General features: G+C 68.0%; 19 protein-coding genes. 11 read left to right on the forward strand and 8 right to left on the reverse strand.

The window, feature by feature from the left end; genetic code table 11:
* Positions 1–101 precede the first annotated feature (101 nt).
* Both typA and E3O65_RS06645 read left to right on the forward strand, forming a co-directional pair.
* On the forward strand, positions 102–2,012 hold the full coding sequence (gene typA / locus E3O65_RS06640) for a translational GTPase TypA (RefSeq protein WP_134362948.1): 1,911 nt from the start codon (positions 102–104) through the stop codon (positions 2,010–2,012).
* 131 nt (positions 2,013–2,143) lie between these two features.
* Positions 2,144–2,569 (forward strand): hypothetical protein, encoded by a 426-nt coding sequence (locus tag E3O65_RS06645; RefSeq protein WP_134362949.1) that lies wholly within the window; start codon positions 2,144–2,146, stop codon positions 2,567–2,569.
* A gap of 77 nt (positions 2,570–2,646) precedes the next feature.
* On the opposite strand, the gene efeB is transcribed toward E3O65_RS06645, so the two are convergent.
* From efeB to efeU, 3 genes are read right to left on the reverse strand one after another with little or no spacing between them, the layout of a single operon-like run.
* Positions 2,647–3,948 (reverse strand): iron uptake transporter deferrochelatase/peroxidase subunit, encoded by a 1,302-nt coding sequence (efeB, locus tag E3O65_RS06650; protein ID WP_134362950.1) that lies wholly within the window; start codon positions 3,946–3,948, stop codon positions 2,647–2,649.
* Positions 3,949–5,115, reverse strand: a complete 1,167-nt coding sequence (gene efeO / locus E3O65_RS06655) for an iron uptake system protein EfeO (protein WP_134362951.1) — start codon at positions 5,113–5,115, stop codon at positions 3,949–3,951.
* A 42-nt stretch (positions 5,116–5,157) separates the two neighbouring features.
* Positions 5,158–6,036 (reverse strand): iron uptake transporter permease EfeU, encoded by an 879-nt coding sequence (gene efeU, locus E3O65_RS06660; RefSeq protein WP_134362952.1) that lies wholly within the window; start codon positions 6,034–6,036, stop codon positions 5,158–5,160.
* 139 nt (positions 6,037–6,175) lie between these two features.
* On the opposite strand from efeU, the gene E3O65_RS06665 reads away from it, so the two are divergent.
* The 4 genes from E3O65_RS06665 to E3O65_RS06680 all read left to right on the forward strand — a co-directional run bounded on the left by E3O65_RS06665 (position 6,176) and on the right by E3O65_RS06680 (position 10,154).
* Positions 6,176–7,174, forward strand: a complete 999-nt coding sequence (locus E3O65_RS06665; protein WP_134362953.1) for a PIG-L deacetylase family protein — start codon at positions 6,176–6,178, stop codon at positions 7,172–7,174.
* Positions 7,175–7,208: 34 nt separating this feature from the next.
* The gene (gene fdxA / locus E3O65_RS06670) at positions 7,209–7,526 is read left to right on the forward strand and encodes a ferredoxin (protein WP_134362954.1); all 318 of its coding nucleotides are present in this window, start codon (positions 7,209–7,211) and stop codon (positions 7,524–7,526) included.
* Positions 7,527–7,532: 6 nt separating this feature from the next.
* The gene (dapC, locus tag E3O65_RS06675; RefSeq protein ID WP_277870454.1) at positions 7,533–8,636 is read left to right on the forward strand and encodes a succinyldiaminopimelate transaminase; all 1,104 of its coding nucleotides are present in this window, start codon (positions 7,533–7,535) and stop codon (positions 8,634–8,636) included.
* Positions 8,637–8,873: 237 nt separating this feature from the next.
* Positions 8,874–10,154, forward strand: a complete 1,281-nt coding sequence (locus E3O65_RS06680) for a citrate synthase (protein ID WP_422386409.1) — start codon at positions 8,874–8,876, stop codon at positions 10,152–10,154.
* Between the two features lie 175 nt (positions 10,155–10,329).
* Here the strand turns inward: E3O65_RS06680 and E3O65_RS06685 are convergent, their stop codons facing one another.
* Both E3O65_RS06685 and dapD read right to left on the reverse strand, forming a co-directional pair.
* Entirely contained in the window at positions 10,330–12,996 is a 2,667-nt protein-coding gene (locus tag E3O65_RS06685) for a penicillin acylase family protein (RefSeq protein WP_241985847.1), read from the reverse strand.
* An 80-nt stretch (positions 12,997–13,076) separates the two neighbouring features.
* Complete coding sequence (gene dapD / locus E3O65_RS06690; protein ID WP_134362955.1) at positions 13,077–14,057, reverse strand: 2,3,4,5-tetrahydropyridine-2,6-dicarboxylate N-succinyltransferase; 981 nt, start codon at positions 14,055–14,057, stop codon at positions 13,077–13,079.
* 17 nt (positions 14,058–14,074) lie between these two features.
* Here dapD and dapE point away from each other — a divergent pair, with 17 nt between their 5' ends.
* The 3 genes from dapE to E3O65_RS06705 all read left to right on the forward strand — a co-directional run bounded on the left by dapE (position 14,075) and on the right by E3O65_RS06705 (position 16,656).
* Entirely contained in the window at positions 14,075–15,169 is a 1,095-nt protein-coding gene (gene dapE, locus E3O65_RS06695; protein WP_134362956.1) for a succinyl-diaminopimelate desuccinylase, read from the forward strand.
* Positions 15,145–16,416, forward strand: a complete 1,272-nt coding sequence (locus E3O65_RS06700; protein ID WP_241985848.1) for a hypothetical protein — start codon at positions 15,145–15,147, stop codon at positions 16,414–16,416. The genes dapE and E3O65_RS06700 overlap by 25 nt, the downstream gene beginning before the upstream one ends.
* Positions 16,417–16,479: 63 nt before the next feature.
* Positions 16,480–16,656 (forward strand): DUF3117 domain-containing protein, encoded by a 177-nt coding sequence (locus E3O65_RS06705; protein ID WP_134363009.1) that lies wholly within the window; start codon positions 16,480–16,482, stop codon positions 16,654–16,656.
* A 222-nt stretch (positions 16,657–16,878) separates the two neighbouring features.
* Here E3O65_RS06705 and E3O65_RS06710 read toward each other — a convergent pair whose 3' ends face one another.
* Positions 16,879–17,511: an O-methyltransferase gene (locus E3O65_RS06710; protein WP_134362957.1), complete on the reverse strand. Its 633-nt coding sequence runs from the start codon at positions 17,509–17,511 to the stop codon at positions 16,879–16,881.
* An 86-nt stretch (positions 17,512–17,597) separates the two neighbouring features.
* Between E3O65_RS06710 and E3O65_RS06715 the strand changes: the two genes are divergently transcribed.
* Positions 17,598–17,978: a sec-independent translocase gene (locus E3O65_RS06715; protein WP_134362958.1), complete on the forward strand. Its 381-nt coding sequence runs from the start codon at positions 17,598–17,600 to the stop codon at positions 17,976–17,978.
* Between the two features lie 184 nt (positions 17,979–18,162).
* Here the strand turns inward: E3O65_RS06715 and E3O65_RS06720 are convergent, their stop codons facing one another.
* Positions 18,163–18,924 carry an IclR family transcriptional regulator gene (locus tag E3O65_RS06720; protein WP_134362959.1) on the reverse strand — a complete coding sequence of 254 codons (762 nt, stop codon included), beginning with the start codon at positions 18,922–18,924 and terminating at the stop codon, positions 18,163–18,165.
* Positions 18,925–19,023: 99 nt separating this feature from the next.
* On the opposite strand from E3O65_RS06720, the gene ppk2 reads away from it, so the two are divergent.
* The gene (gene ppk2 / locus E3O65_RS06725; protein ID WP_422386407.1) at positions 19,024–20,010 is read left to right on the forward strand and encodes a polyphosphate kinase 2; all 987 of its coding nucleotides are present in this window, start codon (positions 19,024–19,026) and stop codon (positions 20,008–20,010) included.
* Between the two features lie 58 nt (positions 20,011–20,068).
* Here the strand turns inward: ppk2 and E3O65_RS06730 are convergent, their stop codons facing one another.
* Positions 20,069–21,619: a succinic semialdehyde dehydrogenase gene (locus tag E3O65_RS06730; RefSeq protein WP_134362960.1), complete on the reverse strand. Its 1,551-nt coding sequence runs from the start codon at positions 21,617–21,619 to the stop codon at positions 20,069–20,071.
* Positions 21,620–21,650: the final 31 nt, after the last annotated feature.

The raw sequence follows: 21,650 nt of genomic DNA on the forward strand, positions 1-21,650 counted from the left end.
GTGCGGTAGGATTGTCCGTTGGGTCGGACTTTGACCACACACATCCATTCTTCGTCGCATGCGGTACTCTGCGGCATCCATTCTTCGTAAGGATTTACTTCATGGCGATTGCCACGCGCAATAACCTCCGAAATGTCGCGATCGTAGCCCACGTCGACCACGGCAAGACCACGCTGGTTGATGCAATGCTCCAGCAGACCAACTCGTTCGCTGAGCACGCACACACCGAAGAGCGCGCCATGGACTCGAACGAGCTCGAGCGCGAAAAGGGCATCACCATCCTCGCCAAGAACACGGCGATCTCCTACAAGGGCATCCACGCCAAGGATGGCCCCATCACCATCAACGTGATCGACACCCCCGGCCACGCCGACTTCGGTGGCGAGGTCGAGCGCGGCCTGTCCATGGTCGACGGTGTCGTGCTCCTCGTCGACGCCAGTGAGGGCCCGCTGCCGCAGACCCGCTTCGTTCTGCGCAAGGCGCTCGAAGCGCACCTGCCCGTCATCCTTCTGGTCAACAAGACCGACCGTCCCGATGCGCGCATCGACGAGGTCGTCGAGGAAAGCCAGGACCTGCTCCTCGGCCTCGCGAGCGACATGGCCGACGACGTTCCCGACCTCGACCTGGACCTCGTGCTCAACGTGCCCGTCGTCTACGCGTCCGGCCGTAACGGCTCCGCGAGCCTCAACCGTCCCGACAACGGCCAGCTGCCCGACAACGATGACCTCGAGCCGCTCTTCGAAGCGATCCTCGAGCACATCCCGGCGCCGGTCTACGACGACGAGCACCCGCTCCAGGCCTGGGTCACCAACCTCGACTCCTCGCCGTTCCTCGGCCGCCTCGCGCTCCTGCGCATCTTCCAGGGCACGATCAAGAAGGGCCAGACGGTCGCCTGGATCAAGCACGACGGCACCATCGCGAACGTGCGTGTCACCGAGCTCATGATCACCAAGGCTCTCGATCGCTACCCGACCGAGAGCGCCGGCCCCGGTGACATCGTCGCCGTCGCCGGATTCGCCGACATCACCATCGGTGAAACCCTCGCCGACCCCGAGGACCCACGCCCGCTGCCGACCATCACGGTCGACGACCCGGCCATCTCGATGACCATCGGCACCAACACCTCGCCGCTCATCGGCAAGGTCAAGGGCCACAAGCTCACCGCCCGCATGGTCAAGGACCGTCTCGACAAGGAACTCGTCGGCAACGTCTCGCTCCGCGTCATCGACATCGGACGCCCGGACGCCTGGGAGGTGCAGGGCCGCGGAGAACTCGCCCTCGCCATCCTGGTCGAGCAGATGCGCCGCGAAGGCTTCGAACTCACCGTCGGCAAGCCGCAGGTTGTCGTGAAGCGCGTCGACGGCAAGATCCACGAGCCGTACGAGCACCTCACCATCGACTCGCCCGAAGAGTACCTCGGCGCGATCACCCAGCTGTTGGCCGCCCGCAAGGGTCGCATGGAGAACATGGCGAACCACGGCACCGGCTGGGTCCGCATGGAATTCATCGTTCCGTCGCGCGGCCTGATCGGCTTCCGCACCGAGTTCCTCACGGACACCCGCGGTACCGGTATCGCCAACGCCATCTTCCACGGCTACGAGGCCTGGGCCGGCACCATCAACACCCGCACCAACGGGTCGATCGTCGCCGACCGGTCCGGTGTTGTCACGCCGTTCGCGATCATCGCCCTGCAGGAGCGTATGTCGTTCTTCGTCAACCCGACCGAAGAGGTCTACGAGGGCATGGTCATCGGCGAGAACTCTCGCGCTGACGACATGGACGTGAACATCACCAAGGAAAAGAAGCTGACCAATATGCGTCAGTCGACCTCCGACACGTTCGAGTCGATGACCCCGTCCAAGCAGCTCACCCTCGAGCAGTGCCTCGAGTTCGCCCGTGAAGACGAGTGCGTCGAGGTTACGCCGGCCGTCGTGCGTATCCGCAAGGTCGAACTGGCGGCATCCGCTCGTCAGCGCAATGTCTCACGTCTGAAGAAGCAGGACGCGAACTAACCGTCGCCACTGCCGGAGCACAGGCTTCGGAGCGAAACCGCAGGGGTTGTCGTCTATGGTCTTCCATAGCGACACCACTGCGGTTTCGCCTTTTTTATGCGCGAGTGATCGAACCGACGAATGGGTAGCTGATGCATCCGAACCGTGTACGTGTGCTGGCCGTGGCCGTGGCGGCGCTGGCCCTGCTCTCCGGGTGTTCCGGCGAGGGCGTCGGCGGCGCGGTGAACGGTGTGGTGACGGAGGCCTCCGGTGGTGATGTCAGCCTCGGCGGTCAGCTGCCCGACGGCTGGCCGGCGGACATCCCGGTGATAGAGGGTGACCTTGGATTCGGGGCAGCGAACAGCACGGATGGTGGCAGAGGCTGGGTCGTCACCGTCACCACTGACGCGGCGGACCCGCTCTCCGACGCCACGACAGTTCTGGAAGCCGCCGGATTCAGCGCCGACACCGCGAACATCGGCGACGCCGGCGTTGCGGCTCTGACGAACGAGACCTGGTCCGTGGTCATCGCCGGCACCCCCGAAGGAGTGCTCTACACGGTCTCCCCAGTCGCCTAGCAGCCCCTCGGCCCCCCCCGTCTGCGCTCTCGCGGGCCGAGATCGGCACGGGGGAGGTTTGCAGCGGGCGCGGAGGATCAGGCGAAGAGGGCGGATCCCACATAGGAACCGTGTGCGGTGCCGGGGGGAACGGCGAACAGTGCCGAACCGACGTGGCGGATGTACTCGTTCAATGCGTCATGACGAGCCAAGTTCAGCTGCACGGCGGTGTAGTGCTCGGGATTGCTCTGGAAGCTGATGAAGAACAACCCGGCATCGAGGCGGCCGAGCGCGTCGGTGCCGTCGACGAAGTTGTAACCGCGGCGCAGCATCCGGATGCCTTCATTCCGGCTGGGGTGGGCCAGGCGCACGTGCGCGGCCGCGCCGATCAGGGGCAGGTCGGCCCGACCGGTGAGTGCGAAGTCCGGCGTGGTGAACTCCGTACCGCCGGACAAGGGAGCACCCTCGCCCTTGTTGCGCCCGAACACGGCCTCCTGCTCGCGCAGGATGGTGCGGTCCCAGGTCTCAATGGTCATCCGGATGCGGCGGGCCACCAGGTAGGAGCCGCCGGCCAGCCAGGCCGGGCCGTCCCGGACCCAGACATGCCCGTCGGCGGCGTCCGGCTCCTCCGCCTTGATGTTGGACGTGCCGTCCTTGAAGCCGAAGAGGTTGCGCGGGGTGGCCTGGCTGGTGCTCGTCGACGAGGTGCGCCCGAAACCCAGCTGGGACCAGCGGATGACCGCGCGCCCGAAGGCGATCCGGGAGAGGTTTCGGATGGCGTGAACGGCTACCTGCGGGTCATCGGCGCAGGCCTGGATGCAGAGGTCCCCGCCGCTGCGGGCCGGTTCGAGCATGTCGCCGGGGAAGTGCGGCAGCTCGGTCAGCTCCTCCGGGCGCCGAGCCCTGATGCCGAACCGGTCGACCCCGTCGGCGTTCTCGAACAGGCTCGGGCCGAAGCCGAAGGTGATCGTCAGCCCGGACGCCGGCAGGCCGAGCGCCTCGCCGGTGTCCTCCGGGGGCGCGTCGTAGGGCCCGCTGACGGCGCCGAAGTCGCCGATATCGCGCCCCGCCGCCATCGCCGCGGCGGCCACGGTCCAGTCCCGGAGCAGCTCGATCAGCCCGGCCCGGGTGGTGCCCGCGGAGACGTCGAACGCCGCGAAGTGCAGGCGGTCCTGGGCCGGGGTGACAATGCCGGCCTGGTGCTCCTGGTAAAACGGGTAGACGGCCGTGGCAGGAGACGGCGCGGCGGCGGATGCGGCGGCGATATAGGCTCGGTCGCCACCCACCCCGAGACCCAGTCCGGCCACGCCCGCGCCGGCCAGGCCGAGCAGGCCGCGGCGCGACAGCCCGGCGGCGGAGTGCTTGTCCGGAGTCGGGGGCAGCGGCGTCTCTGCGGACACCTAGAGCACCAGGCTCGCGGTCAGCTGGTTGAGCGGCTCACCGAGGGCGTTGACCTGGTCGGCGAGCGCCTTGATCTCGGCGGCGCTCAGGTCGGTGTACAGGGTGAACCCGTCGCCGACGCGCTGCGCGTCGAGCAGCGTCTGCAGCGCGGCGAACTCGGCGTCGAGGCTGTCGGCTAGGTCGGCATCCTTGTCGACCAGGATGTCCCGCACACCGGCGTAGAGCACCGCGGCGCCGTCTATGTTGGCTTGGAAATCCCACAGGTCGGTGTGCGACCAGAACTCCTCCTCGCCGGTGACCTTGCCGGTGGCGACCTCGTCAAGAAGGCCGATGGCGCCGTTGGTCTGCTGTGACAGGGTGAACGAGAGGGTCTGTACCTTCTCGTTCAGGGTGGCGGTGTCCTGCACCAGGAGGCCGGCGAGGCGTTGGCGTTCCTCGGTCGGGTATGCGGCGAATCCGGCTTCGGCGTCGGCCGGCCAGAGGTCCTTCTCGATGGCGTGCCAGCCGGTCCAGTCTTGGCCATCCTCGAGGTCGGCCTCGCGCAGGTCGAGCTGCGGGTCGAGGTCGCCGAAGGACTCCGCGACCGTTTCCACGCGCTCCCAGTGCGAGCGGGTCGACGCGTAGACGCCGCGGGCGGTGTCGAAGTCGCCGGCCGAGTAGGCGGCCGCGAACGTGTCGGTTCCGGTGACCAGCTGGGCCACCTGGTCGCGCACGTAGGAGGCGTAGTTGACGTTGGCGGTCTCGATCTGCGCCTCGAGGTCCTCGTCGACCGCCACGACCTGGGCGGAGGCGGTCACCGTGAAACCGGCCTTGCCGATCCCGTCTCCGGTCATGCCGGGCTTGCAGGCGGTGACGTATTGGCCCTCAGCCAGCTGCACCACAAGGTCGCGGGTGAGCCCCGGGCCGATGTTCTCAGCCTCGCCCACGATTCGCAGTCCGTCGTCGGCGAGCAGATAGAACTCGGTGACCTGGTCGCCCGAATTGGTGATGCTGAAGCTGAGGTTGCCGGCCGGGGCTTCCCCTGCCGAGACGGTGCAGCCATCCGTGCTGCTGTCGACCGTCAGGGAGGCGCCCGCGGAATCGGCCGGGGCGTTGGCCACGCAGCCGGTGAGGGCGAACAGGCCGAACGCGGAAACGGCGGTGAGAGGAAGGAGACGGGCGCGCATGGGGGTCCTATCGGATGAACGGGCAGGGAAGGAGGTGCTGGGTCAATGGGGGAGCGCTGCGGTGACTGTTTCGCGCTCGGTCGTGATTGTGGTCGCGACAGCGTCGGAACCGGTCGGGCGGCCCCGCCGGCTCGTCGCGATGAAGAGGGTCAGCGCCGGCGCCAGGTAGGCAACCCTGACGAACAGCTCGAGCCAGGTGGTGGCCGGGGAGAAGTTGAGAGTGCCCTTGAGCAGGGTGCCGTACCAGCTGTCCGGCGGGATGACGGCGCTCACGTTGAAGGCGAGGCTGTTCAATCCCGGCAGGAACCCCGCCTCCTGCAGGTCGTGCACGCCGTAGGAGAGCACGCCCGCCGCGACCAAGAGAAGGATTCCGCCGGTCCAGAGGAAGAACCGGGAGAGATTGATGCGCAGCATGCCGACGTAGATCATCCAGCCGAGCCCCGCGGCGGTGACGATGCCGAGACTGGCCCCGATCAGGGGCATAGTGGTTGCACCGGTGGCCTGTACCGCGGCCCAGATGAAGAGGGCGGTTTCGATTCCCTCGCGGCCGACAGCGACGAACGCCACGACGACGATGCTGAGGCCCGAGCCGACGAGGGACCGGTCGATGCTGCCCCGGAGGTGGCCGGACAGATCACGGGCGGTGCTCAACATCCAGAACACCATCCAGGTCACCAATCCGGTGGCCACGATCGACAGCACGCCGCCGATGGCCTCCTGAGCCGTGAACGACAAGCCGTAGGTACCGAAAGTGAGCAGAGCCCCGATCCCGAGCGCGAGCACCACGGCGAGGCCGACGCCGGCCCAGATGCGCGGAAGCACGTCGCGGCGGCCGATCTTCACGACGTAGGCCACGAGGATGGTCACGATGAGAGCGGCTTCGAGGCCTTCTCTGAGGCCGATCAGGTAGTTTGCGAGCACAGGGCTTCCTGGTCCAGGGAATAAGTTTGGTTAGGCTAACCTTAGTGCCTCACTCTAGCTTCGGCTCCGCGGCTCTGTCCAGCTATCATTCATGCGTGGGTGTCCGCCCGTCCCGACTCCGTGGAGCTCTTCAATGGTCATGTCCGGCAGTGCAGAACGAATTCTCTTCGTGCACGACCGCCCGGGCCAGGAATCCCTCCTGACCGGAGGAACCATTGCCCGCCTCCGCTCCTGCGGCTCCGAGGTGCTCGTGCTGTTCGGCACCGTAGCGGACGACGACCACGCCGACGACGCCGTTCGCTCGGCGATGGCGGCCCTCGACGTGAGCGATTGGCGGATGCTGCCCGCGGCACCCAGTGCAGCCTCGCCCTCCGTCCACCACCGACAGCGCCTGGCCGAAGCCGTTGCCGAAGCCCTCGGCGAGATGCAGGCCACCGCCCTCGTGATCGGCGCCGAGGATGAGGCACTGTTCGCCGCTGCCGCCGGGGCCGCGGGCAGCCTGGGGGTGCCCGTGTTCGTCAGCCGGCGGGTGACCGACGCCGTCGGGCAGCGCATTGTCGCCATCGATGTGAGCGACCAGGTCGATCAGAAGCTGCTGGCGATCGCGGCGTACCGGCACCGCTGGCGCGTCACCGGGCATACGGTCGAACCCGTCGACGCCGACCCACCGCCGCAGTCGACCGACCTGTCCGTCACGATCGGCGGCACTGAGACCTATCAGACCCTGCCAGCGGCGCACGCTCCCGCCGCGGAGGCCCCGGGCGGGTTCCCCGGCCGTGCGCCGGCGGCAGGCGTCGCGTTCCTGACGGGAGCCGGGTTCGGCGTCCTCGGCACGATCGCCCACCAGGCCACTCTTCCGATTGGTCCCGTGACGGTCCCGATCGGGCTGATCCTGGCCCTCGCCGGCGTGACGGCACTCCTGGCCGGCCTGCGGCTGGTGCTCGGGGACCGGATGATCGTCGTCTTCTGTGCGATCGGACTCCTCGGCACCATCTTCATCCTGTCGCTGCGCAGCGCCGGCGGCTCCGTGCTGGTGCCCGAGGGGCTGCCGGGAATGGTCTGGACGGTCGGGCCCACCCTGGTCGCCACGATCGTGTTGGCCTGGCCCCGAATCCCGGCCCGACCGGGGACGGCATAGACTGGATATTCGCTCGTGAAGGGAGCCCTCCAACGTGACATACGTCATTGCATTGCCGTGCGTCGATGTGAAGGACCGCGCCTGCGTTGACGAATGTCCGGTCGACTGCATCTACGAGGGTGACCGCTCGCTCTACATCCACCCCGATGAGTGCGTGGACTGCGGCGCCTGCGAGCCGGTCTGCCCGGTTGAGGCCATCTACTACGAAGACGACGTTCCCGAGCAGTGGGCCGAGTACTACAAGGCGAATGTCGAGTTCTTCGACGACATCGGATCGCCCGGCGGTGCAGCCAAGATCGGCGTGATCCACAAGGACCACCCGATCATCGCCGTGCTGCCGCCGCAGGTCTGATCCGTCGTGCTCAAACCGCTCCCCGATTATCCGTGGGACCAGATGATCCCCTTCGCCAACCGGGCCCGGGCGCATGAGGGCGGCATCGTCGATCTATCGATCGGCTCTCCGGTGGATCCGACTCCCGAGGTCATCCGCGACGCCCTGTCCCACGCGACTGACGCTCACGCCTACCCGCAGACCGCCGGCACACCGGAGCTGCAGCAAGCGATCATCGACTGGTATGAGCGCCGCCGCGGCGTGACCGGCCTCTCCCCACAGAACGTGCTGCCGACCATCGGTTCCAAGGAGATGGTGGCCCTGCTGCCGTTCATGCTCGGGTTCGGCAAGGGCGACACAATCGTGCATCCGCTCGCCGCCTACCCGACGTACAGCATCGGCGCGTCCATGGCCGGCGCCGACGCGCTCGCCGCCGACGACCCGGCCGACTGGCCCTCGTCGACGAAACTGATCTGGCTGAACAGTCCGGGCAACCCGGACGGACGCGTGCTGTCGGTCGACGAGCTGCGGGCCGCCGTCGCCCGCGCGCGGGAACTGGGTGCGGTGATTGTCTCCGACGAGTGCTACGCCGAACTCGGCTGGACTGACGGTTGGGAGACCCAGCCGACCCCCAGCATCCTGGACCCGCGCGTGATCGGGCAGGACCGCCACAATGTGCTCGCGCTGTACTCCCTGAGCAAGCAGTCGAACATGGCCGGCTATCGCGGGGCGTTCGCGGCGGGTTGCTCGGAGCTGCTCGCCCGGGTGGTCACCGTGCGCAAACACGCCGGGCTGATGCTTCCCGCGCCGCTGCAGGCCGCCATGGTGGCCGCGCTCAGTGACGACGAGCACGTCGCCGTTCAGCGCCGGCGCTACCAAGCACGCCGCGAGGTTCTGCTGCCCGCGCTGGTCGCGGCGGGGTTCCGCATCACTCGCAGCGAGGCCGGTCTGTACCTCTGGGCCACCGAGGGGCGCCCCGCCTGGGAATCGATCGGCAGGCTCGCCGACCGGGGCATCCTCGCCGGACCGGGGCCGTTCTACGGGCACGGCTACCCTCAACACGTTCGCTTCTCGCTCACCGCGACGGATGAACGCATCGCGGCTGCCGCGGCCCGGTTGTACGCCGGGTAGGTCCCCAGATCTCGCTTTGTCAATTCCCTCCAAGGAGAAGTTGGCATTCTTGGCGGATGCAACAGTAGGCGGCTGAGCCTATTAGGCTGTACCCGCGTTGACGTCTCCAGACACATCGGTGTGCTGTGGCCAATGCCACAGACGGTCAGCCACCAGACGGTTAGGTAGTGATATTCAGTGACACTCAGTCAGACCCAGGGAGCCGCCGTGAGCGACATCGCCGAGCTAACGCCATCCATCGAACCCAAGCAGGCGACTCTGTCCTTCCCGGGCGGATCCGCCGACTTCCCGATCGTGCGCGGCACGGCCGGCGCCTCCGGCATTGACATTTCGACTCTGACCCGCAAGTCGGGCCTGATCACCCTCGACTCCGGGTTTGTGAACACCGCCGCCACGCGGTCGGCCATCACGTTCATCGACGGCGAGAGGGGCATCCTTCGCTACCGGGGCTATCCGATCGAGCAGATCGCCCAGAACTCAAACTTCCTCGAAACCGCCTGGCTGCTGATCTACGGCTCTCTGCCCACCGCCAGCGAACTCGGGGCCTTCGACACGCGCATCCGTCGGCACACCCTGCTGCACGAAGACCTGCGTCGCCTGTTCGATGTGCTGCCGTACAACGCGCACCCGATGGCGGTGCTCTCCGCCGGCACCTCGGCGCTGGCCGCGTACTACCAGGACTCTCTCGACCCCAACGACCCGGAGCAGGTCGAGCTCGCCACGGTGCACCTGCTCTCCAAGCTTCCGGTGATGGCGGCATACGCCTACAAGAAGAGCATCGGCCAAGCATTCCTCTACCCCGATAACTCGCTCGGCTACGTGGACAACTTCCTGCGCCTCATCTTCGGTACCCTCGCCGAACCCTACGAGGTGGACCCGGTCGTCAGCAAGGCACTCGAACGCCTGCTGATGCTGCACGAAGACCACGAGCAGAATGCGTCGACCTCGACCGTTCGCCTGGTCGGATCCACCGAGGCGAATCTGTTCGCATCGGTCTCCGCGGGCATCAACGCTCTGTCCGGTCCGCTACACGGTGGCGCTAACGAGGCCGTGCTCAAGATGCTCGGTGAGATCAAGGCATCCGGCGAAGGCGTGGAGAAGTTCGTCGAGCGGGTCAAGAACAAGGAGCAGGGCGTGCGCCTGATGGGCTTCGGCCACCGGGTGTACAAGAACTACGATCCCCGGGCGACCCTTGTCAAGGAGAGCGCCGACGAGGTGCTCGCCGCCCTGGGTGTCAAGGACGACCTGCTCGATATCGCCAAAGAACTCGAGCACATCGCGCTCAACGACGACTACTTTCAGGAGCGCAAGCTCTACCCGAACGTGGACTTCTACACGGGCGTCATTTACAAGGCGATGGGCTTCCCGACCAGCATGTTCACCGTGCTCTTCGCGATCGGTCGCCTGCCCGGCTGGGTAGCGCACTGGCGCGAAATGAACGAGGACCCAACGACCAAGATCGGTCGCCCCCAGCAGCTCTACATCGGTTCGCCGGCCCGCGACTTCCCGCGCCGCTAGATCGCGCCACGCGCCACTCGCCCGGGCGTGGTTGTCGAACCAATTCGACGGAGATTTTCCGGAAAGAGACGGTTTTCGGGCTGTTTGGGGCAACTGCGGGCAGAATCTCCGTCGATCTCGTTGGGGCGACGGAGGATGAGACCAACGAGGGGGCCGGGTTTGGGGCCTGCCCCCTCTACTCGGGCCGGAGCAGCAGCGTGTGGGTCGCGGCCTGCTTCACAGCGGCCAGGGAGAACAGCCAGGGGCGGGTGCGGTTCTCCTGCCAGAGCTGGGTTTGATCGTCGTAGTTCGGGTGGAACGCGTGTCCCGAGCTGCCGGTCAGGTTGAGCCAGCTGGAGTCGTCCCAGTCCGCCAGGCTGACCACCTGCCGCATCGACGGCACCCAGTCCACGGTGTAGCCGGCGGTGGCATCCCAGCCGACGGCGTCGATCACGCTGGAGCCGCCTGCGACCTCATACGGTCCCCGGTTGAACAGCCACTCCAGCGGTGCGATCCCCGACTCCCCGAAGCTGGCGTGCGTCACCTCGAGAGTGTGGATCCGACCCCATTCCCAGCCGGCGACATCCGCGCCCATCAACTTCTCGCCCTCGGCGGCGGCCCGGGCGAGCACCCGTTTCAGCATGCTGTCGCGGCCGCTGGAGCCGATCCGGTCGCTGCTCCACCACGGTGACTCCGGGACGTCCAGAAGGGCGATCACGACGGCGAAGGAGCGGTCACCGCCGGTGAACGCGGTGCCCTCCGGCAGTTTCTGGTCGAACATGACCGCGAGCAGGTTGCGCCAGACGATGTTGAAGTATGCGGCGGGGGCGCTGTCGGCGTCGAGGTGGTAGTCCCAGCCGTCGAACAGGGCAACCGCGTCGCGGGTCGGGCCGGTCGTCTCGATGCCCTGCAGCACCGGCACCAGCGCTGCCGCCAGAGGACTGTAGGTGTCACCTTGGATCTCGCTCATCACCGCTGTCGTGACGGGGGTGCCGGAGTCGATGCGCGCCTGAAGCCGCCGGGTGATCTCGGCGGCGCGGTAGCCGAGATCCCAGTCCTTGGTGATCAGGTAGGGGTAGTCCGGGCCGACGGGGGAGTTGTTCGCCGTCACGATGAAGCCACTGGGCGGGTTGAAGGTCTGCGGCAGCGCGTCGAACGGGATGTAGCCGTCCCAGCCGTAGTCGCTCGTCCAGCCGGGCACGGGCACGGTGCCGTCGCCCGCCCGGCGGATCGGGATCAGCCCCGGTGCCTGGTAGCCGATATTGCCGTCGACATCGGCATAGACGAGGTTCTGTGACGGCACGTCGAACAGCTCGGCCGCCTGACGGAAGCTCGCCCAATCGGTCGCCGCTCCGAGCGCGAAAACAGCGGATGCCGTGCGCCCGGGAGTCAGGGCCGTCCACTGCAGCGAGAGCGCGTAGGCGGGGGACTCGGCGGCGGCCCCGCTGGCACCCGGTTCCGCCGTGGCATTCGTCCCCGCTCCCTCGGCCGCAGCATCCGCCGCCGGCAGGTCGATCGCCGCCGGAAAGTCGTTCGCGATCGCCGGGAACACCGTGCCGCCCAGCCCGCTGACGATCGGACCGTGCTCGGTAGCCCGGATCTCGATCCGAACCGGGTCCCCGCCGGCGACCGAGATGGTCTCGCTCCGCCGCAGCAGGGGCTTTTGCGCTCCGTCGTGCTCGTAGGTGTCCCCGGTGACCTTCTCCAGGTAGAGGTCGGCGACATCCGGCCCGAGGTTGGTTAATCCCCACGCGACCTTCGCGTTATGGCCGATGATGACGCCGGGCAGGCCGGAGAAGCCGTAGCCGGCCAGATCGAACGGGCAGTCCGCGCTCACGGTGCGGCAGCGCAACCCCACCTGATACCAGACCGACGGCATGACGGCACCGAGGTGCGGGTCGTTCGCGAGGAGCGGCTCACCGGTGTCGGTGTGTTCGCCGGCCACCACCCAAGAGTTGGACCCGATTTCGCCTCCGGCCGGGCCGAGCAGCTCGGGCACGCCTATGAGTGTGGCGCGCAGGTCCGTGAGTGAGGATGCCAGGGCCGATTGGGCGGGAGTTCCCGGCAGCGCGGGAAGGAGGGAGGCTGGTGCCGAGACCGCCGTGTCCGCCTCCGCCTGTACCGCCCCGCCGGCCGGGTCCGGCGCCCCGTCGACGATGGTCGGGTGGGCCGCGAAAGGGTACGACGGATGCAGCAGCGCGATTTCCGCAGGACTGTAACTGTCCGACAGCAGCGCCCGGTCGATCTCGTCGTCGAGGTTCGAGCGCAGGTCCCAAGCCATCGCCTTCAGCCAGGCCACCGAGTCGGCCGGGGTCCACGGCTCGGGGGTGTAGCCGGGATTCTGCAGCCCCAGGGCCGCGTATTCGAGTGAGAGGTCAGGGCCGGAGTGCGTGGCCAGATAGGCGTTCACGCCGTCCGCGTAGGCCTGGTAATAACTGGCGGTGACCGGGTCGAGCAGTGCGACTTCCTGCTCGGCGACCGCCCGCCAGCCCAGCGTGCGGATGAAGGTGTCGGTCGCCACCTGGCTCTCGCCGAAGAGTTCGGCCAGCCGCCCGCTCGTCACATGCCGGCGGAAGTCCATCTCCCAGAAGCGGTCCTGGGCGTGCACGTACCCCTCGGCCCGGAACAGGTCGCCGGCGGTGTCGGCCAAAATCTGGGGAATGCCGGCCTCATCCCGGTACACCGTGACGTCGGCGCCGAGGCCAGGCAGTCGGGCCTCACCGGCGAATTGAGGGAAGGAGCGGGTCACGGTCCAGATGCCGGTACCGACGCCAGCCAGCATCAGGGTCAGGATCACGGCCACAGTGATCAGGGCCGGCCCGACCCGGCGGTGGCGTTTGCTGCGCGGTGCGTCGGTTCCCACGTCACTCCTTTGTGACTGGCAGCGTACTCCGGGCCGGCGCGGCCGCGCGGAAAGATTCGGGCGGTCAGGCCTTCCCTGCCTCAGGCGTGCAGCTGGGCGTTCAAGACGATGCCGGTGCCGCTGCGCTGCAGAACCTCGACCGCACCCGAGACCGAGTTGCGGCGGAACAGCAGGTTGGCGACCCCGGAGAGCTCGACGGCCTTCACCGACTGCGTCTTCCCGTCGGCCGTGCGCGGCTGACCGGGCAGCAGTACCTTGGTGCCGGCCGTCACGTAGAGACCGGCCTCCACGACACTGTCGGCGCCGATTGAGATGCCCACCCCGGAGTTGGCGCCGAGCAGAGCCCGCTCGCCGATCGACACGCGTTCGGTGCCGCCGCCGGACAGCGTGCCCATGATCGATGCGCCACCGCCGATGTCGGCGCCGTCGCCCACGACCACTCCCTGGGAGATCCGCCCCTCGACCATCGAGACGCCCAGCGTGCCCGCGTTGAAGTTCACGAAGCCCTCGTGCATCACCGTCGTACCGGGGGAGAGGTGGGCCCCCAGGCGCACCCGGGACGCATCCGCGATCCGCACCCGGTCGGGCGTGACGTAGTTAAGCAGAGGCGGGAACTTGTCGATCCCGGTGGCGTGGATGCCGTGTCGTTGCAAGGCCGGCCGCAGGCGCGTGAAGTCGGCGGGCAGCATCGGGCCGGCGTTGGTCCAGACCACGGCGGGCAGGTGGCCGAAGATTCCGTCGAGGTTGAGGGTGTTCGGGAGGGCCAGCAGGTGCGACAGCAGGTGCAGGCGCAGGTAGGCATCCGAGGTGCCGGCGGGCGGTGTGGTGAGGTCGATCTCCACGGTGACGGCCTCGAGACGCACGGTGCGCCGTGGGTCCTCCCCAGCGAACTCCTCGAGCTCGGACGGCACGATCCAGCGGTCGCGGCCGGCCGGCAGCGGGCCGAGCTTCGGTGCCGGGAACCAGGTGTCCAGCACGGTGCCGTCGCCGGCGACGGTGGCGAGGCCGTACCCCCAGGCTGTCGAGGGGGAAACGGATGTCGGGGGTGCGGCTTCGCTCATGGCTCTAGGTTAGTAGAGTGCCCCAAAACTCCGTGACCCTGGACCTCTCCGCAACCTCGCTCGAGCTGACCCGCGCGCTCTGCGACATCGAGTCGGTGTCGGGGAACGAGACCACCATCGCCGATAGCGTGGAACGGGCGCTCGCCGGGTACGGGCACCTCGAGATCATCCGGGACGGCGACACCGTCGTGGCGCGCACCAACCTCGGCCGGGCCCAGCGCGTGATCATCGCCGGCCACCTCGACACGGTCCCCGTCAACGGCAACCTGCCGACCAGCTTCGAGACCATCGATGGCGTGGAGTATCTCTGGGGCCGCGGCACGGTCGATATGAAGGCTGGCGTGGCCGTCCAGCTGAAGCTTGCCGCTGAGCTCACCGCGCCCGGCGTCGATGTGACCTGGATGTGGTACGACCACGAGGAGGTCGCCGACGACCTCAACGGCCTCGGCCGCCTCGCCCGGAACCGGCCCGATCTGTTTGAGGGCGACTTCGCCATCCTCGGCGAGCCGACCAACAGCCAGATCGAGGGTGGCTGCAATGGCAATGTGCGCATCGAGGTGCGGGCTTTCGGGCTGCGCGCGCACTCCGCCCGCAGCTGGGTTGGCGAGAACGCCATCCACAGGGCCGCCCCCATCCTCGCCATCCTGGCGGGGTACGAGGCCCGCCAGGTCGAGGTCGAGGGACTCGTCTACCGCGAGGGTCTCAACGCGGTCGGGATCAGCGGCGGCATTGCTGGCAACGTCATCCCCGACGAGTGCATGGTGCACATCAATTACCGCTTCGCGCCCAGCCGCACCTCAGCGCAGGCTGTCCAGCACCTCGAGGAGCTGTTCGACGGCTACGAGATCACGGTCGTGGACCGGGCCGAGGGTGCCCGGCCGGGCTTGGACGCCCCGCTGGCCCTGCAGTTCCTGACCGCGGTCGGTGGTGAGGCGAAGCCCAAATACGGTTGGACGGATGTCGCGCGCTTCTCCGCGCTCGGTATCCCCGCCGTCAACTACGGCCCCGGCGACCCGCTCAAGGCGCACGCCGACGACGAACGCGTCGCTGTGGCGCAGATCACGGACTGTGAGGACGGGCTCCGCGCGTGGCTGAGCGCAAGCGACCGGTAGTCAAGCCTCTCCAGCCGCTCGTGCGCCGAGCCACACCGGCCTCCGTCCCGGTGGCCGTTCGACCGTCACGCTGGCGGGACGGCCACCGGGCCACCCCGTGGTGGGCCAGGGTCACGGTCATCTGGGCGGCATCCCGGGTGGTCACGACAACGCTGGTTCTGCTGCTTGCGAACGTGCAGGGTGCCAACGCGTGGACGGCGGCGTCGCCGGGCTACGCAGCGTTCGCCAACATGTGGGACGCCCGCTGGTACAACATCGTTGCGATCAGCGGCTACCCGGCCGCGCTTCCGCTGACGGCCGAGGGACAGGTCGCGGAGAGCGCCTGGGCGTTCATGCCGGGCTACCCCGTGGCCGTGCGACTGCTGATGGCGCTCAGTGGCCTGCCATGGGACGTCGTGACCGTGTTCGTGTCCCTCTCGTTCAGCCTGGGCACCGCGCTGCTGTTCTACCGGCTGATGCGCGGGGTGCTGGACCCGTCGGCCGCACTGTTCTCCGTGGTGCTGCTCTGCGTGGCCCCGCTGTCACCCGTGCTGCAGTTCGGCTACGCCGAGTCGATGTATCTGTTCTGGCTGACGCTGGCGCTGCTCCTGCTGATCGAGCGGCGGTACGTGCTGCTGTTCCCGGTCATAGCCGTGATGGGGCTGACCCGGCCGAGCGCGCTGGCCTTCGCTCTGGCCGTCGGGCTGCACGTCGCGCACCGCTGGCTCACGCGGGCGAAGGACCCCTTTCCACTGGGCGAACGGATGCTGGCGGCATCCGTCGCCGGGTTCAGCGCGCTGGCCGGCGTGGCCTGGCCGGTGATCGTCTGGATGGTGACCGGATCGATCACGGCGTATACCGACACCGAATTGGCCTGGCGGGCGCCGTATATCGGTTACCAGGAGCTCGTGCCGTTCACGGCCTGGTTCCAGAGCGGGGTCTGGTGGCTCGGGATGCCGCTCGGTATCGTGGTCGTCGTCGTGCTGATCGTGGCCTTCGGGGGGATCCTGTTCCTCCCGGCGGTGCGCCGGCTTGGCATCGATCTGCGCTTCTGGCTGGCCAGCTACGGCCTCTATCTTCTGGCGGTGTTCTTCCCGCAGTCGAGCACGTTCCGTCTGCTGATGCCGATGTTTCCGCTGCTCGGCGCCATCGCCCAGCCGCGCAATCCCTGGTACCGGACGGGCGTCGTCTTAGTCTGCATTGCCGGCCAGTGGGGCTGGCTGCTGCTGTGCTGGGGAGTGGACGGGGCGGATTGGACACCCCCCTAATTACTGTCTGGGGCCGGGATGGTCGATAATGGAAGTTCAGACGAATGAATGGAAGGGGAGTTCATGGCGGCCATGAAGCCAAGGACCGGAGACGGGCCAATGGAGGCTGTAAAAGAGGGGCGCCTCATCATCGTGCGTGTTCCGCTCGAAGGTGGAGGCCGACTTGTCGTCTCCGTGAACGACGCTGAAGCCAAAGAGCTTCACGATGCACTCGCCGGCGTAGTCCAGCCGGCCGTATAGTCGCTGAACGGCCGCGCAGCTCACGCTGTGCGGCCGTTTTTTCTGCATCGCGGCGACGGGGGATTTCGCGCGATTGCCGGCCTGTGTGCTGCGCGCAATGAGGCTTGGCAGGGCGCTTCCTCCGCCCTCGGCACCTGTGACCGGCTTGGATGTTCGCGGCCGTCGCCTCCGGGCGTCAGGTCACGAGGTGCCAACAAGCTCGACTACCGGCGGCGAGACCGCCTACGCGCGGAGCTTGGTGATCTGCAGCAGACCGTCGCCCACGGGGGAGAGGGCGCTGATGACCGCGGTTGAGGAAGCGATCACGGTGAGCAGGGTGCGGAACCCGGTCGCCACGTCGTCCCGCTGGGCCGGGTTGGCCACGCGGCCTCGCCAGAGAGCGTGGGCCACGAGGACCGTTCCGCCCGGGCGGGCTAGACGCAGGGCATGCTCGACGTACTCGATCACGGACTGCGGGTCAGCGTCGACGAAGACGATGTCGTAGGAGTTCTCATTCATGCGGGGCAGCACGTCCGCGGCCCGGCCCGTGATCAAGCGTGTCCGGTTCGCGGGGATGCCGGCCTCGGCGAAGTTGGCCCGGGCGTGCTGCTGATGGTCGACCTCGGTGTCGATGGAGGTGAGGGTGGCGCTGGGGGCGCCGGTGAGCAACCAGATGCCGGAGACGCCCGCGCCGGTGCCGACCTCGAGGATGCTGCGCGCTCCGGTGGCAGCCGCGATCACGGCCGACTGCGCGCCGACGGCGGGTGAAATCGCGTCGATTCCGAGTTCGAGGGATTGTTGTCTGGCCCGCGCCACAGCGTCGGACTCCACGACTGAGTCGTCGGAGAATTTCCAGTTCAGATCTTTGTCAGACACAGTGCAACTCCAGTAGGTGAATGGGTCAAGCCTAAGGGGGCCCGGGCATGGTCCGTGGAGGCCTCGCCGGGGGTTATTCTGGGTGGATGTTCGGTTTGACGTTCGAGAAGATTCTGCTGATCGGCATTGTCGCCGTCTTCTTGCTCGGACCCGAAAGGCTTCCGCACTACGCCGCCCAGCTCGCCCGCCTCGTGAAGCAGCTCCGCAACCTGGCCAACGGTGCCAAAGACCGGATGCGAGACGAGATGGGCCCGGAATTCGACGACGTCGACTGGAAGAAGCTCGACCCGCGTCAGTATGACCCGCGCCGCATCATCCGGGAAGCACTCACCGACGAAGACCAGCTGAAGGCGCAGTCGGCCACAGTGTCGCGAGCGCCGAACCCTGATGGGGCCTACCTGCAGCAAAAACGCGCCAGGGAGGCTGCCGGTGCTCAGCCGGCGCCGTTCGACTCCGAGGCCACATAGCCACGTAGCCACATACCCGAGTAGCCGAATAGCCGAGTAGACGTGGAGCATCATCGGAAGCGCGTTCTCGGTCATGCTGCCGGGGCGGCCCGCACGCCCGGCATGCCGTAGCCACCGGCCCGCACCGCGTCGGGGGCAACGGATCTGGCCTGGCTGCGGGTGCACTCGGAAGTGACAGTGGGATTCAGATGCGGAATGTGAGCGGCACGGTGCCGAGCTGAACCGACAGCTGAACGGCTACGACTCGCAGGCGACGCACGAGCAGGTCGAGTTCGCCATCGGGCCGGCCGCCCGGCACGGAGACGGCCAGCGCCGCGATCACGCCGGGTGCATGCACGGGAACGGCGACGCAGGCCGTCAGTCGCTCGCCCGGACTCTCAGCGCCCCAGACCTGGGCACCCAGGCGGTGATCAAGCCGCACCGCGCGCCGGCTGCCGCTGAATGGCGGCGACGAGTCAGGGGGATGCCGGGCCAGGAAGTCCGCTCGTTGCTCGCGGCTCAGCTGCGCCAGGATCTGGCGGTCGATCGCCGCGGCCGGGGCCCTGCCGGACACGGTGTCGCGCAGGCCGACCCGCGGGGTGCCGGTGGCGTCGACGACGTCGACGAGACGGACTTCGCCGGACTCGAACCGCGACAGGTGCGCCGGAGCGCCGTGCTCCCGGGCCACCCCACGTAGGGTCTGCCGCACGCGAGCCAGGAACTCGCCGGGGGCTGTGCCGGTGCGCAGGGTCGGGAACCGGGCCCCGAGCACCAGACCGTCGGGCTCGGCCGCCAAATAGCCCTCAAAGACCAGGGTGCGGGTGAGGTTGTAGGTCGTGCCGAGGCTGAGACCGGCCGCGCGCGCCACGGCCTTGACCGGGAGTGGGCGGGACGAGGCGGAGACGAGGTCCACGAGGCCGAGGGCGCGCTGGACCGAGGAGATGAGCGTTTGGTGCTGCTTCGACATACTGTCCCTTCGGGCTCCGACGTGTTCGAAACAGAATAGGCAGGCCGGGGAAAACGGGCTAGGTGCACACGCTACGCTGAACGCACATATCAGAGGAGTGTGACCGTGCCGAACCCGTCGAACGCCCGCGTAAAGCCCAAGCGGGTTCCACTGCCCGTCTATTCCGCCGAGTTGCGGCGCCTGCAGACTGAGCTGGTCGCTATGCAGGAATGGGTCAAGGAATCCGGGGCCCGCATCGTCGTGATCTTCGAGGGCCGGGATGCGGCCGGCAAGGGGTCCGCGATCAAGCGGGTCACCGAGTTCCTCAATCCTCGCGTCGCCCGAATCGTCGCCCTCCCAGTGCCAACCGAACGCGAGCGGGGCCAGTGGTATTTCCAGCGCTACATCGAGCACCTGCCCTCCACCGGAGAGATCGTGCTGATGGACCGCTCCTGGTACAACAGGGCCGGCGTCGAACACGTGATGGGCTATTGCACGCCCGACGAATATCGGCGGTTCCTGCACCAGGCGCCCCTCTTCGAACGGATGCTGGTCGAAGACGGCATCCTTCTCGTCAAGTACTGGTTCTCAGTGTCAGACCACGAGCAGGAGAGGCGCTTCCGGTCGCGGCTGAACGATCCCATGCGCCGCTGGAAGTTGTCCGGGACCGACCTCTTCTCGATCACGAAATGGGTCGACTACTCCCGCGCCAAAGACGAGATGTTCGTGCACACCGATCTGCCCGAGGCGCCGTGGTGGGTCGTCGAGAGCGAGGACAAGCGGGCCGCGCGGCTCAACATGATCAGCCACCTGCTGTCGATCGTTCCCTATACGCATCGCGAGCCGCCCCTGGTGACCATCCCGGTGCGTCCCGCCGGAACGGAGTACGAGCGCCCGCCGCGCGAGCTGAACCGCCCCGTGCCGGACATTGCGGCAAATCTGTCGGCCGAACCAACCGGGAAGCCGAAGGGCAAGGCCAAGATCAAGAAGCAGGCGAAGAAGAAGGCGAAGGCGGAGGCCAAGGCGGAGGCCGCGAAGCTGGCGCCGGAGAAGGCGGCCAAACAGGAAGCCAAACAGAAGGCGGCGGAAGCCAAGCTGACCGTGTGAGCCGGCTCACCTTGCCGGCTCACCTTGCCGGCTCGGCTGGCCGGCTCAGCTGACCGGCTCAGCGGCGGCGGATGCCCTTCAGCACCGCCGCCAGCAGCAGCATCGGCGCGGCCAGCCGCTCGAAGTCGCGGCCGGTGCGCGGCAGTGGAATGAGACCCGTCGCCCGGGCGATGGTGATGGCGTCTACGAACCGGAGTAGTCCCTCCGGACCGTTTCGTCGGCCGAGGCCGGACTGCTTCAGACCTCCCATCGGGGCCGCCACCGAGGAGAACGACCCGCGATAGCCCTCGTTGATGTTCACGCTGCCGGCCTCGAGGGCGCCGCTCACGCGCAGGGCCCGTCGCACCGACCCGGAGAACACCGACGCGTTCAACCCGTAGTCGCTGTCGTTGGCGGCGAGGATCGCCTCCTGCTCCGAATCGAACACCGTGACCGCGACCACGGGTCCGAAGGTCTCGCCGGCGAAGCACTCCATCGCCGCGGTGACCCCGGTCAGCACGGTGGGCTCGTAGAAGAACGGTCCCAGGTCAGGTCGGGCCCGGCCCCCGACTTCGATCGTGGCACCGAGGGTGACTGCATCGGCAACCTGCGCGCTCACCCGGTCCAGCTGCGCCTGTGAGGTGAGGCAACCGACATCCGTCGAGTAGTCGTAGGCGGCGCCCAGCTTGAGCGAGCGGGTGACGGCCACGAATTCGCGCAGGAACGCGTCGGCCACCCCCCGCTGCACGAAGATGCGCTCGATCGATACGCAGAGCTGGCCCATCGCAGTGAAGCAGGCCGGGGCGGCATCGGCGGCCGCACGGGCCGGGTCGACGTCGTCGAGCACGATCAGCGGGTTCTTGCCGCCCAACTCGAGTGAGACGCCGGTCAGGTTGCCGGCCGCCTGCGCCGCAACCCGCTTGCCGGTCGCGGTCGACCCGGTGAAGCAGACGTAGTCGGCCTCCTCGGTGACCATTCCACCGATCTCGGCGCCGTCGCCGGCGACCACGGCCCAGAGTTGCTCGGGCACGCCGGCGTCGATGAACGCCTGACGCAGTGAGAGGATGCTCAGCGCACCCTGGTCGTCGGCCTTCTGCACCACGCCGCAGCCGGCGGCGAGGGCAGGCACGACGTCCATCGCGGCGAGGCTGAGCGGGTAGTTCCACGGGGTGATCACCCCCGCGACGCCCTTCGGCCGGTAGCTCACGGCGGCCGTGATGACGAGCGGGATCGCGGAGCGGCGGCGTCCGCCGCGCAGCACGCCGCGGGCGGCGAGGGCGTTGAACCGGGTGACGCCGGCGGCCTGGAAGACCTCCTCGAAGGCCTGGCCACGGGTCTTGCCGGTCTCCGCCTGAACGGTGTCCTGCAGCAACCCGGTACGTTCCAGGATCAGGTCGTGCGCGCGCAGCAGGATCGCGCGGCGCCGGGCGAACCCGGCCCGCGCCCAGGCCAGCTGGGCCAGGCGGGCCTGCGCGTAGGACTCCTGCACATCGGTCACCCCGCTGACGGGCAGCTCGTGCAGCACCTCGCCGGTGAAGGGTGCGATCACGGTTACCGTCGCCCCCGTCGTGGAACGGATGGACCGGGTCAGGTTGGTGATCACGGCAGGGTCGAGGGGAGAGGCAGGCATTCTCGAAGTCTAGGTGGCGGCGGCTTCGGCG

The sequence above is a fragment of the Cryobacterium breve genome, assembly GCF_004402375.1.
Lineage (GTDB): Bacteria > Actinomycetota > Actinomycetes > Actinomycetales > Microbacteriaceae > Cryobacterium > Cryobacterium breve.